Consider the following 15,305-nt stretch of genomic DNA (forward strand, 5'->3'; position numbering starts at 1 on the left):
GCCCGAACTTATTGTCGAATGACTGTTCTTGCCTACAGCTCCGACTCGATGACCTCGCGGCTAGCTCGTGTGCCGAGCGATCCCCATAAGCCGTAAGAACTTTGGGCGCCGGGAGCGAGTTTGTTGGAGCCCCCTTCTCTAACCGGTTTTACTGTCGTTGATCCCGCGTCGATCGAATCGGTGATGAACTTTACCGCCCCGTCGCCCATCAGCACATGGCATCCGCCCTGGTGACGACTGCTGGGTGCCAAGAAACCGGTACTATGCCGATCGCTGTGGCTGTCCGCAACACCATGGAACTTGCTGCCGTCGCCCGAACCAGGCTGTGCACCTTCCAAAGCGGTTGGCGAGTTCGGCGGCAAGATCGTATGCATGCCGGTGAAAACCGGATTCCCGTCGGCCCAACGATAACCACGGGCCTCGGCCGATGATCCGGCAGCCAGCAAGGTCGGAGCCCCGCTTCCAGATGCCCAGAATTGAGGACGGGAAGCGTCAGTGCCGTCGCTGATATTGGCCGGCGTGTCACCGCCAATGTCGAAACCAACCTTCGGATTCGTTCGTGTGTCGCGGTCGCCCAAATCCGTGGCGATTTCACCGGCCATGATCGTGTTGGCCAGTCCGTCGAGAATATCGCGGAACGCCGTACTTTGACGTGGCACGAACACACCTCGCTGCGAGGCACGAGTGTATTGAGCCGGATCGTTGGTGCGTGCCAGGTTCGATTTCGTCGGTCCGGCCGAACCACGGTACGGGCTGTCACCCAAGCACGCGGCATAATTCGTTCGGCCAAATGCTGGCAGCCCCACCCCAGGGTCACTGGGGCATCGCAGCGTAGGAATGTTGACATTCCAAGGCTCGTAAGCACCCACATCTGGCGTTGGTCCCATCGCTTGATAGGTCGTGCCGATGGGATTGCTGATTTGTTCCCAAAGTGCTTGGCCTTCGACGAATGGGGTCAGCCCTACCAGAAGGCTGAGTTCTTCGTTGTTCTTTCCGTTCGAACTTGCCGCCCAATCCAGGCCAGACAAACCGCTACCGCTATTGCTGGCGAATCCGCTGGTGCCCGCTTTGTGTCGGGGCAGTTGTTTGTAAGCCGAATGGTAGTTGTGAATCCCAAGACCGATCTGCTTGAAATTATTGCTGCAACTCATCCGACGTGCCGCTTCGCGTGCGGCCTGCACCGCAGGCAAAAGCAGTCCAACCAAAACGCCGATGATCGCGATCACAACCAGGAGCTCCACCAAGGTGAAACCGCAATTTGGAATACTCTTATTCATCTCAAAACTCCGTGGGGAATGATTTTCAAACTCTCAGTACACCGCACAATCAATGCCAGGTGGCTGTGAGGTATTTCCCGTCCGGCCCAATTGTTTGCAGTGTTTTCTGAAAAAACCGCGAATTTTGATCATTGGGTCTTCTCCGGCGGTTACTTAATGAATGCACCGGGGACTCGCTTCTGAACTACCTGACGCTACGAGACAACCGGTAGCGTTCCGCCTACTCAGGAACCGGCTGACAGCATCAGCCGGCTACAGCCTTGGCTGTCGGACCGAAGCTGCTTTGCGAGCTGGGATCGCACCGTGGCGTACTCGGGATTGTCTGCAAAATTAGTCGTTTCGTTTGGATCCGACTGATAATCGTACAGCTCGGTGGCGACGGTCTTGCCGGTCTTGTTGATCCATTCCGTGTATCGGTACCGCTCGCTGCGATAGGAATACCCAATGGAACCTTTGCTTTTGAAAACGGTCATCGCACCGTCGCGAACGCGATCACTGGCACCTCGAACGAGAGGCAGCAAGCTTCGACCATTGAGATCTTCTGGATAAGGAAGCCCCGCGAGCTGACACAGTGTCGGATAGATGTCTGTGAACTCGACCGGTGCGGTCGTCGTTGCGACTGCCTTTCCCGAAGCCGGGCAAATCACGAGCGGTGCCCGTGCGGCCTGTTCCAACGTCGAATGCTTACCCCACATCGCATGGTCGCCTAGATGAAAACCGTGGTCGCCCCAAAGAACGATCGTGGTCGAATCCGACAAACCAAGCGCCTCAAGTTCGTCGATCAGAAGACCGATTTGCTTGTCGATGTACGAAACACACGCGTAGTACCCGTGAAGACTCTGACGCTGCAGATCCGCGGGGATTTCTCCGTCTTTCGGTACTCCCTCGTAGCCGCGATATTCGGAGCTATTGTGGATCGAATAGCCACTCGCGTTCCGGATGCCACCTTGGTGACTGGCCAGTGAGAACTGATCGGCATCGTACAGATCCCAGTACTTTTTAGGAGCAATGAATGGTAAGTGCGGCTTCTTAAATCCCACCGCAAGGAAGAACGGGTTGCCGGTCTCGTGGACCTGGTGCAGCAGCTCGATACCACTAAGCCGGATTTGCCCGTCGGTTAGATCCTCGTCGTCTACCTCAGGAGCCAGCACAACTTGTTTGGCGTCGCCGAACTGAATCTTTCCGTGAGGTAGTTTCGCGAACGGGATCGACCAAGAGGACACGTCCAGCGTTTGCTTGCTATCGACGCACCGTGGATCGTAAATCTTGCCCGCACCAGCGGTGATGTAACCGTTGTTCTTGAAATGCTGTGGCAACGTAACAACATCGGGATTTTTCGCTCGCATGTCCGTTCGCAAGTTCATCACGCCGACAGCTTCCGGCCGCAACGAAGTCATCAAACTTGCGCGAGAAGGACCGCAAACAGGCCATTGGCATTGGGCGTTCAGAAAGACGGTCCCTCGACGCGCAAGCTTATCGATCGATGGCGTGATCGCGACCGTGTCGCCGTAACACCCCAAGACCGGTTTCAGATCATCAACGGCGAGAAACAAAACGTTTTGAGGTTTGGCAGAGTCCGCGGCGCGTGCCGGAGCGGATAGAAACCCACACGTCAAAAAGAGGGCTCCCAACAGCAGCGTCATCGCGCGAAGCCGAGCGTGAGACCTGATGTACTTGTTGTCGGGGGCTGACGCCGGAAGTGGGTTTGGTTGTCGCATTCGATTTGTTTCCCATGGAAAGCTCGGCTGACGCGTTCATCGTGACTGGCCTCTCGTTCGTTGATGAACACGAAAGGCTTGAACGGTGGTTTTCAGAGAGTTCTTCCCGTGGTGTCCGGAAAGTTTGCGACAAATCTTGCAGGAATTGTGGAAGGGCCACAGGGCCACAGGGCCACAGGGCCACAGGGCCACAGGGGGCAATCGGATTGCTTACCGGTTCGCTTTAGTTTGCCGGGTTGGGAAGAAAATCCTTAGTCTTTCGAGCTGACCAGGATTCGGAATTGATCGATGAAATCCAATTGTTCGGCAGCGATGCGACCTCGCACACTTAGCTTGAATTTCAGTGTCTTTCGATCGTCGCTGAGTGTTAGCCGATCTGAAGCCATTGCCCCATTCACCGTCGTATCGCCAGCATTCGTGTCCTCTAAACCGGTGTCTTTTCCACGCGGGTAATCGGTTTCGGGATTGCCCAACAAATCACCCAACCGCGAAGGCTCGAAGGTCAATACGCCGACTATTGGCCGAGTGAATTCGAGGGTTCCCGAAGCGGTGAGATATTCATCGCCCGGCCGGAGTTTACGAGGCATGGCGAGGTGCACCATGTAACTGTCCACACGCTCGCCGGCCGAAACCACAATGTCATGCGATTGCAAACGGACATGTGTTCCTGGTTCGGAAAACGTCACCGCGACATCGTCTTCTAACTGAACGTCCGACTGCTCGGCGAAGATAGTCGCTCGGCCCACATCAACCAATTCACTACGGAAGCGTCGTACCGACCGCGGTGGCGCAACCAGCAACTCCACATCGCCTGATACCGAGGGCAAACCCTGAATCGAGTCCATCGATTCGGCGAAATACGTTTTCTTCGCTGTCGATCGAGTGACCTTGCCGGTGGTTTTGGCAACGAATGCTGCCTCGCCCACACCGAGCATCACGCTAGTGTGACGCGTTCTAGAATCGTTCGACTCGGGGTCCGTGTCGTCATCCGTAGCTACGCTGTCCAACGGCACCACCTCAGCGCGTCCTTCGAACACGCTCACCTCAAGTCCGCTTTCGTCATCGACAAAGATTCCGATTCGGGTCCCGTGATCAATCACATCTCCATTGGGGGTCAACACACGAAATCCAGTAGCGTCCGGCGGGACGTACAATGTCAACGAACCTTTCGCCAGCGTGCACTGAGCCGGAGCCTCGATCGAAAATTCCGCCGGAGCCTGCACCAATAGCTCAGCACCATTGTCGTAACGAATGCGTGCCCCGCCACTGACCAGCGAGTACGAACGCGTTTGCATAGGCTCACCGACCCGCGGCACCAAGTCGGCATCCAAATTCGTTACGTTCCAAATTGCTTGCATGGAACCGTCAAGCTTGGCATACGATTCAGCCGTTGGTCCCAGACCGATATTGAAGACTGCGAAGGCAAACAAGGCCGCAACCGCGGCGAAGGAAGCAACCACCGCGACAACGGAACGACTGCGTTCCTTGTGAGCCGGTGGAATCGATTGGGGTGTTGCCACGTATTCCCGAAGGACATCATCGCCCGAAGAGGATCCCGTCGCCGAAGCGGCTTCGCCGACACCCGGAATCTCGATGTCTGAAAACGATTCCGGAACCGCATCATTCTCTAGCCGTGCGGTCTGTTCCATTCCCGAACAAACCGCCATGAATCGGCGATAGAAATCAAGTGATTCACGATCCGAAAGGACGATCTGCTCCAGCCTCGCCATCTCATCTGGCGTCAGTTCATCGTCGCGAACTTTCCCGCATAAGACGAGTAATTCACTGGGTGCAGTCGTTTCATTCATGCGTCCACCAGTTTGTTTTCGACACACCGCATCACAGTGGCATAAAGCGAGTTCAGCATGCGACTCATTCGACTGTCCGTGTATCCAATTTCGCGGGCCAAATCCCTTGACGTCACACCGGGCTGGTGACGCCGAACGAGCAAGCTGCGATTCTTGTCTTCAAGTTTATCCAAGCAACCTTTCAGCGATTCCAGTGCATCACGACTATCTGGTTCCGACGCGGCCGCATCCGTGATCGCCTCCACAAACTCAGTTGAAAAGCACAGCTTCTGGCGTTTCTGCTTCTCCAAATACTTCAAGATGCGATTTTTGGTGATCCCAAAAACCCACGCGTCCAGCGACCGAGAAGGATCGTAACGATCCGACTTCTCAATCGCGATTACGGCAGCGTCCTGCAAGATATCATCCACGTCGGATGGATTGAAAACGATCGAACGAATGTACGCCCGCAACTTCGGTTGCATCAGAGCGATGTACCGCACCACGTCCGATACCGAAGATGTGAGAGTCGACACGGTACTAGGCAAATCGGTCTCCTCATCCTCCGCCACCATGATGCTGGCAATTTGGTGGCACACGTGTTGGTGATCCAAGAACGCTTTTCGGGCGTTCGAATCGCTGCACAGCCATTGACGCAGCTCAGAAAGTTGCTTCGGGTCGAGTTGACCGTCGCGTGCATCCTCCAACGCATCGGAAACCAGCCGCTGAATTTCGTCGGCGGTTCGGTCATCAGGGCTTTCGGTCATCGCCTCGCTCCCATCATGGTTCCAACCGAGACTCAACGCACTGGGCGATTGTCTTGCGAATGCGAAACAACTGTTGCTTCAGTACGTTGTCGGTCTTTCCAGTCCGCGCAGCAATCTCGCTCAATGATAGTGATTCACGATACCGCAACCGGATTAGTTCGCGTTGTTCTTGGGGCAACGCGTTCAAACATTCAATCAAAGCAGCCTGCCTTAGCTCGTCATCGGTCTCGGACAAGACGCATGCCTCCTCACCAAAAAGCTCAATAATTTCAGGGGTTGGGATCATGTTTTTACGTTTCTGGTCTCGCAACCAAGCCAGTGTTTGAAACTTCGCAACCTTCGTTGCCCAGGCTGAAAAGCTCGTTCCGATTGTGAAGTCAGCTCGCTTTTCCAGCAACACTCGGTTGGTCTCTTGCAGCACGTCTCGGGCAGCTCCACGATCACCTAACATCGAGATAATGAACCCTAGCAATTGTCGTTGATGACGGGTCAGCAGATCATCGAACTCGTTGTCAGATTGCCTCGTCATCTATTTCAATACCAAAGGGACACGGTTGGTTACACGCAAACGCGAAAGTTTCTCGATCTATTGATCTTACCCTGGATCGAACTCAGTTTGGTCCTGGATTGAAGACGGTCTGGCCGTGGATCGAACACGATTTGGCGTCAGACGACCGGACCAGTCAAACCACACGTTGTCGTGCATTCTTGAAAATTTTTAAAATTCCCTGCAAACATCCGCCGGTATCCTGGAAGAGTCTCTTGGTCCAGCTCCGATCCGGCTGACGCCATCGGCTTGCCGATTCTGGCCATGCCATCTAAGCGTCCATAATTTCCAGTTCCTTACCGATACACCAAAATGATCCACAACCATAGCAAGCTCGTTCTGTCTGTGTTGTCCATCACAGTGTTGACAGGTTGTTGGTTCGCCCAGGACACACCGGCCGGCGAGAACGAACGCCCCAACATCGTGCTGTTCTTTGTCGACGATTTTGGACAACGCGACCTATCTTGTTATGGAAGCACGCTTTACGAAACGCCGCACATGGATCGACTCGCTTCCGAGGGAATGCGGTTCACCAACGCCTACGCCGCCTATCCCCGCTGCGTGCCGTCGCGGCAGGGCTTGTTGTCTGGCAAATATCCTAGCCGTATTGAAAACGAGTCAATCGAATCGGGAAATCACAAGCATCATCTCCCGCTTAGCGAAACAACCTTTGGCGAGGCCCTTCAAGATCAAGGGTACCGAACCTGCTACATCGGAAAATGGCATCTCGGCAAAGACGGCGGCGATCCATCCGCGCAAGGGTTCGAAACAGTTGTTCATGCCGGTTCCGCAGGAGCGACCGGGGACTACTACTACCCGTTTCCGACGGAAAAAGGCCATTCGGTTGTCAACCCCGTGGACGGCAAAGAGGGCGACTACTTGACCGATCGCTTGACCGATAAGGCGGTTGAATATGTGGAGGCTAACCAAGACGCTCCGTTCTTACTAGTGATGGCTCACTACGCCGTGCACACACCCATTCAAGCTCCTGAAGAGACGACGAAGAAGTATCAACGCAAACTTCGCAAGTCCGGAGTGGAAGTGGGCGGAAAGCGGACGGATACTGATTTAGTGACGGACCGACAAGGCGTTACCAAAACGATTCAAAACAATCCGGCGTATGCCGCCATGATCGAAAAGACAGATGAATCGCTAGGACGCATTATGCAGGCCCTTCAGGATGCTGGCGTCGCCGAAAACACGGCGATCATCTTAACGTCCGACCATGGTGGACTCTCCACACGCGGTTTGGATAACAAGCGAGCACTGGCAACCTCGAACGCGCCACTACGGCAAGGCAAGGGCTCGATCTTCGAAGGTGGCACACGTGTTCCCTTGATCGTCAAATGGCCAAAGCATGTTTCCAAGGGGACCGTTTCGTCAGCTCAGGTAACAGGGACCGACCACTACCCAACGATGCTTGAACTTGCTGGTGCGCCGCTGCTTCCGAAACAACATGTCGACGGCAGCAGTTACATCGAAGCCTTGCGTGGCGAACCCTACAAGCGAGGTCCCATGTTCTGGTACAAGTGGCAAGCACGTCCCGATAGCACCGGCGACACTCGAGCCATCTCGATGATTGACGGCAACTACAAGATTGTCCAATGGATCGACGAAGACTTGACCGAACTGTTCGATCTGGGAAGTGATATCAGCGAGCGTCATAACCTCGCCGCCAAAATGCCGGAACGAACGGCAGAGATGCTAAAAACGCTCTTGGAAACCGAATCAAACATCGGAAACCTGCGAGCCAAAGGATTGGCTGAACTGAACCGGCGGATGGACCGCAAGGCGATGGCAAAAAACGACAAGTAGATCGATAACCTAATCGGATGATCGTGCAACCGATTGCTCGCCACGCGATCTGATCAATGGAACATCAAGTCTTTGGTCAAAGACTCTCGGATTATTTGCAAACATCCGCGGTTTGCGGGAAGTAACGATGCAGCCAATAACGGCTGATCCGTCCATTACCGACCGTCCGCAGAGGCTTTGAACTGTGTTGATCAATCACGCAAAACGTCATCCGCTCGCAATACTTTTCCTGGCCGGGCTGGTTCTCTTGTCCACCGGGACTGCCAACGCGAAAGAAGGAAAGCGTGCTACTGGAAAGCAGAAACGGAACAAGAGAGCGTCCATCCAGTTACCTGCATTGGACACACCGCAGGGCCCACGACTTTGCAACATCAAAACAAGTGACGGATCCGCACCGCTGCTAGTCGGCGGATCGATCTCGTTCCCAATGCTAGGATCGTCCGCAGAAACGATCGCAAATCGCGAGTATCGATTCATCACGCCGGCCAATGCATTCAAGCAAACCGCCATTCATCCCGAACCTGGAAAATGGAATTGGAAGAAAGCAGATGCGTGGGTGGACCGTTGTGAAGAACGCGGCCAGACAATGCGTTTGCATGCCTGCATCAGTCCACAGTGCTCCGCATGGGCGGAAGAAGATCACCGCACACCGCAAGAACTGCAACAGGTGATGCAAGAGTATATCCAAGCGGTGTGCACCCGCTACGGTAACCGCAAACCGGTGAAATGGATGGACGTGGTCAACGAGACTGTTACGCGACAAGGTGAGTGGTTTGGCCCGAAAGAAGGCGTCGGGAAATGGCAAAACCCGTGGACCCAAATTGGCTTTGACGAAAGCCATTCACTGCGTCCCCCGCTCTACATCAAGCAAGCGTTTGAGATCGCCAATCAACACGCCCCCAACGTAAAGCTTCTCTACAACCAGCACGGCGGTATGGAACCGGCAGCATGGAAGAAGGTTTGCGCCACCGTCGAATATCTACAAGACAGCGGCGTCCGCGTTGATGGAATTGGCTGGCAAGGTCACATTGATTCGGGGTTCGAAAAGTCATCCGAGAACATGCAACAACTGAATCAATTGATTCGATGGGCACACTCTCGCGATCTGGAATTTCATGTGACTGAAAACACCGTCTGGATGCGAGACGGCAACACGCAAGCGGATCTTGACGCACAAGCCGCTACCTTCGCCGCAATCATTCGTACTTTGCTCCAACACAGCGAAAACGGAGTCGTGACCTGGAACGCTTGGCAGATGCGTGACTCCGATACCAAGCGTGGCGAACTAAGAGGCACCCTTTTCGATGACGATGGGAACGCCAAGCCTTCGTACTACGCGGTGCAGCGTGAACTGATGAACTTCAGCAAATAGCAACCGTCAATTTAGCTTTGCGGTTGCGTTCGATTTGCCAAGCAAAATCACCAGCGACGAATTTGGACGCGGGCTAAATCAGCCCGCTGGCTGCGATTCCGCGTGCCATTCATTTTTTGCAAACGCTTTGTCAAGCTCCGTCCCACCAATGTGATTAGTGTAGTTCGACAAGACCTTGTAAGCGGTTCCTACAACCACTTCTAAAACAGTCTTCTTCGTGTATCCAGCTTCGAGCAGGGCTTCCACGTCACCGTCGTCAAGCCAGCCGCGCGACTGGTTCACCTTTTCGGCAAATACCCGCAGAGCTTCCAGCTTCGGATCCTTGATCGGCGTGCCTTCGCGAAGGGACGTGATCACGTCTTCAGGAACTTTCGCTCCTTGCATGATGGATGTGTGAGCCGCCATGCAATATTCGCAGCCGTTCAGTCGGTTGTTGGTCATCGCAATAATCTGTTGCTCCGTTGCCGACAGATCGGTCTTATTGTCGAAGATTGAAGCCACCGTGCGATACGCTTCCAACAATGCTGGCGACTCGGCCATGATCGCGTGAAGGTTAGGAACCATCCCGTAAGCTTGCTTACTCTTCTCAAGCATTGGCTTGCTGTCTTCGGGAGCACTGTCGATGGTATGTGTTTGAAAATCGGTCATTGGGTTTTCCTAGTGCGGAACGGGTGATCGTTTAGCAATCAACGTTTTAGATCATTGTCGGGGACGACAAGCTTGATGCTCGGTATACCACCCCATCAGACTTGCCTTACATGCAACAATAGAGTTTCCGGCGAAACTTCCGCCTTCTGTCACGAACCTGGCATATTCGTTTTGGAAGGCATGCGAATTGCTAGAACCGAATTGTTCCTCGCTAGACCACCGCTTCCCACCACGCAGGCAAACGAATGACTTTGGCCGCCAACGATACAGCCACCGACACTTTCCTGAACGACGTGTTGGTCGGTCTATCGAGTCCGAGAAAAACGTTGCCCTGCAAATACCTTTACGACGAACACGGGTCGGGCCTTTTCGACCAGATTTGCGAAACTGAAGAGTATTACCCGACACGGACCGAGCTCGACATCATGCGTCGTAATGCAAAGTCGATCGCCGGACAAATTGGGACGGACGTGATGTTGGTCGAATACGGAAGCGGTAGCAGCACGAAAACGCGGATTCTGTTGGACGCACTTGAATCCCCGACCGCCTATGTGCCCATCGATATTTCCGAAGACCATTTGCTGAAAACCGCCGAGCGATTGCGAACCGCTTATCCGGACACCGAAATTTTGCCGGTTGTCGCCGACTTTACAAAGACCTTCTCGTTGCCAGAAGCCGAGCATCCGCATTCACATGTCGCACTCTATTTCCCTGGATCAACCATCGGCAACTTCACTCCAGCGGAGGCGGGCAAGTTGCTTGAGTTCATGTCGTCAATGCTGGGATCACAAGGTGGACTCCTAATCGGCATCGATCTACAAAAGCCAACCTCGATCATCGAAGCGGCGTATAACGATGAGGAGGGTATCACGGCGGAGTTCAATCTGAATCTGCTAACGCGAATCAACTCAGAGCTCGACGGCGACTTCCAACTCGACGACTTCGAACATCGGGCGATCTACAACCCAAAACAGCACCGTGTTGAAATCTCGATCGTTAGCCGGCGCGATCAGCAGGTTCAGATTGGCGATACGACAATCAGTTTCCACCGAGGCGAAACGATCCTAACGGAGTATTCACATAAATACACGATTGATGGATTCGCCGAATTCGCGTCCCAATTTGGGTTCAATTTGCACAAGCATTGGACCGATCATCGCAACTATTTCGGCGTGCTGCACCTTGTTCTTGATGGCTCGCAATCTCGTTCGGTTTGATTTCTGCATACAACCCTCCGGCGCGGCAAGCTCCATAGCATCGGTCGCAATTGAGCGATCGATTTCGGACCTGCCTGCACAAACTCCCATGTTCGCCGGTCCGTTCTTAACGATCCGAACAAAGTAATAGATCGCCCATGACAACTGATTCGATTGCCGAAGCATTTCTGGCTGCCCGCCAATTCACCGAAAACCTGGTTCAGCCATTGTCGGCCGAAGATTGCATGGTTCAGTCGATGGAAGATGCCAGCCCCACGCGTTGGCACTTGGCCCATACGACATGGTTCTTCGAAACATTCATCCTTCGCGAACAATCTGGCTATCAGTCATTCGATCCACAATTCAACTATCTGTTCAACTCGTACTACAACACGATCGGCGATCAATACCCGCGTAGCCAACGCGGTTTGATTTCCCGACCTGGATTGGATCAGATCCTGGGCTACCGCCAATACGTCAACCAGCAACTTGTGGAGCGATTACAAAACCCCGAATTCGTCGACAAGTACTTTGGGCTTGTTCAGGTCGGTATCCAGCACGAACAGCAGCACCAAGAATTGATCCTGACTGACATTAAGCATGCTTTGTCGTGCAATCCGACATCGCCGAAGTTTCAAGACCTTCCTTTCGATCCAACGCATCGTTCATCGCATAACGATGCGATCTCCATCGATGCAGGGTTGTACGAAATCGGGCATCAGGGTTCTGGCTTCGCCTTTGATAATGAATCACCGCGACACAAGGTTTACCTTCATGACTGCACCGTTGATTCAGCACTCGTAACCTGCGGTGACTACCTCGAGTTCATTCAAGCCGGTGGCTACGACCGTCCCGAATATTGGCTGTCGATGGGTTGGTCTGCAGTTCAGGAGAATCATTGGCAAGCCCCTATGTATTGGCGAGAAGTCGATGGTGAAATGATGCAGTTCACGCTCGCTGGCTTACACCCGCTCGATCTGGATTCGCCTGTTACACATGTCAGCTTCTTCGAGGCCGATGCCTATGCTCGTTGGCGTGGAAAACGACTGCCGACGGAGTTCGAATGGGAGATAGCGGCAATTCAGATTTCGATGGCCGACAGGAAGCCTGCCGATCATGAACTCGCCGACAAGGAGCCTGTGCCCCGGAAACCTGTGACCCGGGAGACGGCGGTACAGAAGCCCGCGGTCAAGGAGCCCGCGGTACAGGAGCCTTTCGTGGATTGGCTTGTCGACAATCAGTTCGCAATCCATCCCACAAGATCCCCAGATGGATTCTGCGGCGGCGTCTGGCAATGGACATCAAGCAGTTACTTAGGCTATCCCGGGTACCGACCGCCGGCCGGCGCGGTGGGCGAATACAACGGCAAGTTCATGTGCGACCAACACGTCCTGCGAGGTGGCAGTGTGGCGACACACAGCAGCCATATTCGCACCACGTACCGAAACTTCTTCCCAGCGTCGACTCGATGGCAATTCAGCGGCATTCGCCTAGCAAACTAGGCCGTGAAACTTCGACTAGCTCTTGCGAATGCAATGCATTTTTTCAGGCGTAAAACAGCATGCCGTCAAAGTGTCAATTTGGTTTATGCGCAAGGCGTTATCTTTTCCGATGCGTTTTAATAAAACGGGAAATTGCTCTGAAAAATGCATGAAAATTCGAATTCGAGGGCTGGTCTAATTTGCTTCTAATCGGCCATGCTGACCGCAGCGTCATCCACTTCGACACCCACTCGCGATGAAGATCGGCTGTATCGGTCTCGTTTCGGCGTCACGATCGCAGACTTCTTCTCGAGTGGCATAGCGGTGGAGTTTCCTCGACCGATTCTATCTTGCCTCATTCGCCCAACGCCTGTATTTCAGATGGAGCGAACTTGCGTCGCTTCGTAAATATCCAGTCGTCACGGAGATTGAGGCTGAAATTGTTGGAATTGGTCAAAGTTCATGGCCCCGCCTGAGCATGAAATACGCATGTAGAAAGGGATGACTGACGGTCTCGAAGACCTGATGAACATCCCACCAGATAGCGTTGCTATCGACACACCTGGGTCTCCCAGGCTTGTCATCGCTGGGTAAGGCAGCCGGCCACATCGATCCTTAGCTGACAACGTGTTAGTTAACGATTGGCCGACCGCAGCGGTGAAGAGTGACCAATTCCATCATGATAGACAGAGATACGATGAAGCCAGACGACCAAGAATTGCAACGCCGAGTACAAAGCTGCCTCGAGCGATTCGAATTCACCTCGGTGCAAACCGTGGCAAGCAACCGCGAAATTCGCCTCAGTGGCAGCGTTCCCAACGCGAACGACCGATCCATGGCGACTGCGGTAGCCCGTACGGTTCCCGGTGTTTTGGTCGTCCATAATGACACTGTTGTTGAGAGTCCCGTTTAGCGAAAGGAAGTCGGTCGCTGAACCAAGACACAACCGAAACCACAACCATTAACTACGAGGAATTGGATGCCACGTATTGCCCCCCTTGGTTTTGCCTTCTTGTTACTGGTCGGATGCGGCCAGACACCAACGCCTACCTTTACAGATCTCGGCCAGTTCGAGGGCGACGTGATCGCCCAATGGGGCTCCGACGGGCGGCAAATGACGCTCATTCAACCAATTAGCTTTATCGATTCGACGAACAAACGATGGGACGCCCCGGCAGGATCTGTCGTCGACGGGGCTTCGATTCCCGCCGCATTTTGGTCGCTGATTGGTGGCCCCTTTGAGGGTAAGTATCGCAACGCGTCGGTCGTACACGACGTCTATTGCGACGAGATGTCCGAGCCCTGGGAAGACGTCCATCAAATGTTCTATCAGGCGTGCTTGAGCGGCGGCGTGGATATCAACCAAGCGAAGATCATGTACTACGCCGTTTACCATTTCGGCCCCCGTTGGGAACCCGTGTCGGAAGCGGAAGTCCCAATGGTCGAGAACCTCAATCACGTCACGGTTAAACGCAATTGCAAGGGTCGACAGGTCGCACAGTTTCAACCCGAGCTCCCAACGGCAGAGGAACTCGCTCAAGTCGTTGACTTCGTCGCCGAAGAAAATCCAACGGCGACTGAAATGCGAACTCTGGACCGCGAAAAACTACACCGACGACCACGGCGAGGCGATCGAAACCGAATGCCTCAGCCGACAGGTGATCAAACCTCGGTTGTGCCTATGCAAACATCGACAGCTCAGCCTTCAACGCTACACCAGCAAGCTGATCAACAGTCACGATACAGGGGCCGTAACGATCAAACCAATCGAGTCGACTCGGCCGCAATGCCGCAACAACGCGAGCAACCTTGGTCGAACTTTTAGAGCACTCGCAGTTACCCGGTGGTCGCCAGCGGGTGAAGCTCCTTCTGGTTGGCAAGCTTGTTTAAGAACTCGCATTCGGGCGTGATGTCGCCTTAGCAACATCCGCCCGCGAGAGGCTAATCGACTTAGCGATAAGCGACACGCGGTTAGGTTGTCCTGGTGAGTTAACGCTTGCGAGAGCCCTTGACCTCTCGGTCACCAAGCAACCATTTGAACGCGTCCGGGTAGTCAAACACCAATGAGATACCGTCGACGATCAAAAGCCCCCAAAGGTACAAATTGTAAGCACTCGAGCCCTTCGGTCGTGCAAAGATCAACAAAGCGACCAGCAAGGTCATTGGCAGCAAGTGCGGGATCGACAGCAATTTCGAAAAGCCACGTTCGGCAACCACGATTGGGATATTGGGCACCACTGCGATGGCAACTAGCAACGCAATCAAGCTGCCCGTTGGTTGGTCCAGAAACAGAAAGCTGGCCAGATTCATCGGTGTCAAGATAAGAGCGACCCAAACTTGCACCCAAGTCGGCATCGCCTGAAAGGACGCCCAAACATCTCCCCAAAAGGTGTTCGGTGCTGCCGCTGGTTCATCATGTTCGGCTTCCACTATCTCGCTCATCGTTCGATCAAACTATTGCAAATCATCTTGTAGATAAGATTCGTAAGCTCCAACGAATCACTGTTCCGCAAGAACACACATCTCAATCCGCTCTGACTTCGCTTGAAACCGGCTGATTTGTTTCACTAAGTTCGAACGACCGGCGCTTCAGTGCACTTGCCCTCAGCGAACTTGCCTTCAACAACCGGGCTTTCAGCAACCGCCGTGTTCGTTTCGCGACGCCCCATAAATGCAAACGCGTGCGCCAGAGCACTG

Annotated in this window: 13 protein-coding genes; 6 read left to right on the top strand and 7 right to left on the bottom strand. The window is 53.9% G+C overall.

Features of this window, described 5'->3' with window-relative positions; translation table 11 throughout:
• Positions 1-32: 32 nt before the first annotated feature.
• The 5 genes from ACR3ZL_RS15690 to ACR3ZL_RS15710 form a co-directional block, all read right to left on the bottom strand.
• Positions 33-1,277, bottom strand: a complete 1,245-nt coding sequence (locus ACR3ZL_RS15690) for a DUF1559 family PulG-like putative transporter (protein WP_473652178.1) — start codon at positions 1,275-1,277, stop codon at positions 33-35.
• A 224-nt stretch (positions 1,278-1,501) separates the two neighbouring features.
• Complete coding sequence (locus tag ACR3ZL_RS15695) at positions 1,502-2,995, bottom strand: sulfatase (RefSeq protein ID WP_473652177.1); 1,494 nt, start codon at positions 2,993-2,995, stop codon at positions 1,502-1,504.
• A 251-nt stretch (positions 2,996-3,246) separates the two neighbouring features.
• Positions 3,247-4,803, bottom strand: coding sequence for a FecR domain-containing protein (locus tag ACR3ZL_RS15700; RefSeq protein ID WP_473652176.1), 1,557 nt, complete (start codon positions 4,801-4,803; stop codon positions 3,247-3,249).
• A complete protein-coding gene (locus tag ACR3ZL_RS15705) occupies positions 4,800-5,549 on the bottom strand; it encodes a sigma-70 family RNA polymerase sigma factor (RefSeq protein WP_473652175.1) in 750 nt (249 codons plus the stop codon). Before ACR3ZL_RS15705 ends, ACR3ZL_RS15700 begins: the two co-directional genes overlap by 4 nt.
• 13 nt (positions 5,550-5,562) lie before the next feature.
• On the bottom strand, positions 5,563-6,078 hold the full coding sequence (locus tag ACR3ZL_RS15710; RefSeq protein WP_473652174.1) for a sigma-70 family RNA polymerase sigma factor: 516 nt from the start codon (positions 6,076-6,078) through the stop codon (positions 5,563-5,565).
• 330 nt (positions 6,079-6,408) lie between these two features.
• On the opposite strand from ACR3ZL_RS15710, the gene ACR3ZL_RS15715 reads away from it, so the two are divergent.
• Positions 6,409-7,911 (top strand): sulfatase, encoded by a 1,503-nt coding sequence (locus ACR3ZL_RS15715; protein ID WP_473652173.1) that lies wholly within the window; start codon positions 6,409-6,411, stop codon positions 7,909-7,911.
• Between the two features lie 184 nt (positions 7,912-8,095).
• Entirely contained in the window at positions 8,096-9,283 is a 1,188-nt protein-coding gene (locus ACR3ZL_RS15720; protein ID WP_486172760.1) for an endo-1,4-beta-xylanase, read from the top strand.
• 78 nt (positions 9,284-9,361) lie between these two features.
• Here ACR3ZL_RS15720 and ACR3ZL_RS15725 read toward each other — a convergent pair whose 3' ends face one another.
• The gene (locus tag ACR3ZL_RS15725) at positions 9,362-9,931 is read right to left on the bottom strand and encodes a carboxymuconolactone decarboxylase family protein (RefSeq protein WP_473652171.1); all 570 of its coding nucleotides are present in this window, start codon (positions 9,929-9,931) and stop codon (positions 9,362-9,364) included.
• Positions 9,932-10,176: 245 nt separating this feature from the next.
• On the opposite strand from ACR3ZL_RS15725, the gene egtD reads away from it, so the two are divergent.
• From egtD to ACR3ZL_RS15745, 4 genes are all read left to right on the top strand, one after another.
• Entirely contained in the window at positions 10,177-11,148 is a 972-nt protein-coding gene (gene egtD / locus ACR3ZL_RS15730) for an L-histidine N(alpha)-methyltransferase (protein WP_473652170.1), read from the top strand.
• Between the two features lie 137 nt (positions 11,149-11,285).
• Positions 11,286-12,629 (top strand): ergothioneine biosynthesis protein EgtB, encoded by a 1,344-nt coding sequence (gene egtB / locus ACR3ZL_RS15735; protein ID WP_473652169.1) that lies wholly within the window; start codon positions 11,286-11,288, stop codon positions 12,627-12,629.
• Between the two features lie 676 nt (positions 12,630-13,305).
• Positions 13,306-13,521 carry a BON domain-containing protein gene (locus tag ACR3ZL_RS15740; RefSeq protein WP_473652168.1) on the top strand — a complete coding sequence of 72 codons (216 nt, stop codon included), beginning with the start codon at positions 13,306-13,308 and terminating at the stop codon, positions 13,519-13,521.
• 66 nt (positions 13,522-13,587) lie between these two features.
• A complete protein-coding gene (locus ACR3ZL_RS15745; protein ID WP_473652167.1) occupies positions 13,588-14,433 on the top strand; it encodes a DUF1353 domain-containing protein in 846 nt (281 codons plus the stop codon).
• 164 nt (positions 14,434-14,597) lie between these two features.
• Here the strand turns inward: ACR3ZL_RS15745 and ACR3ZL_RS15750 are convergent, their stop codons facing one another.
• The gene (locus ACR3ZL_RS15750) at positions 14,598-15,050 is read right to left on the bottom strand and encodes a hypothetical protein (protein WP_473652166.1); all 453 of its coding nucleotides are present in this window, start codon (positions 15,048-15,050) and stop codon (positions 14,598-14,600) included.
• Positions 15,051-15,305: the final 255 nt, after the last annotated feature.

Source organism: Rhodopirellula sp. J20-39, assembly GCF_057365095.1.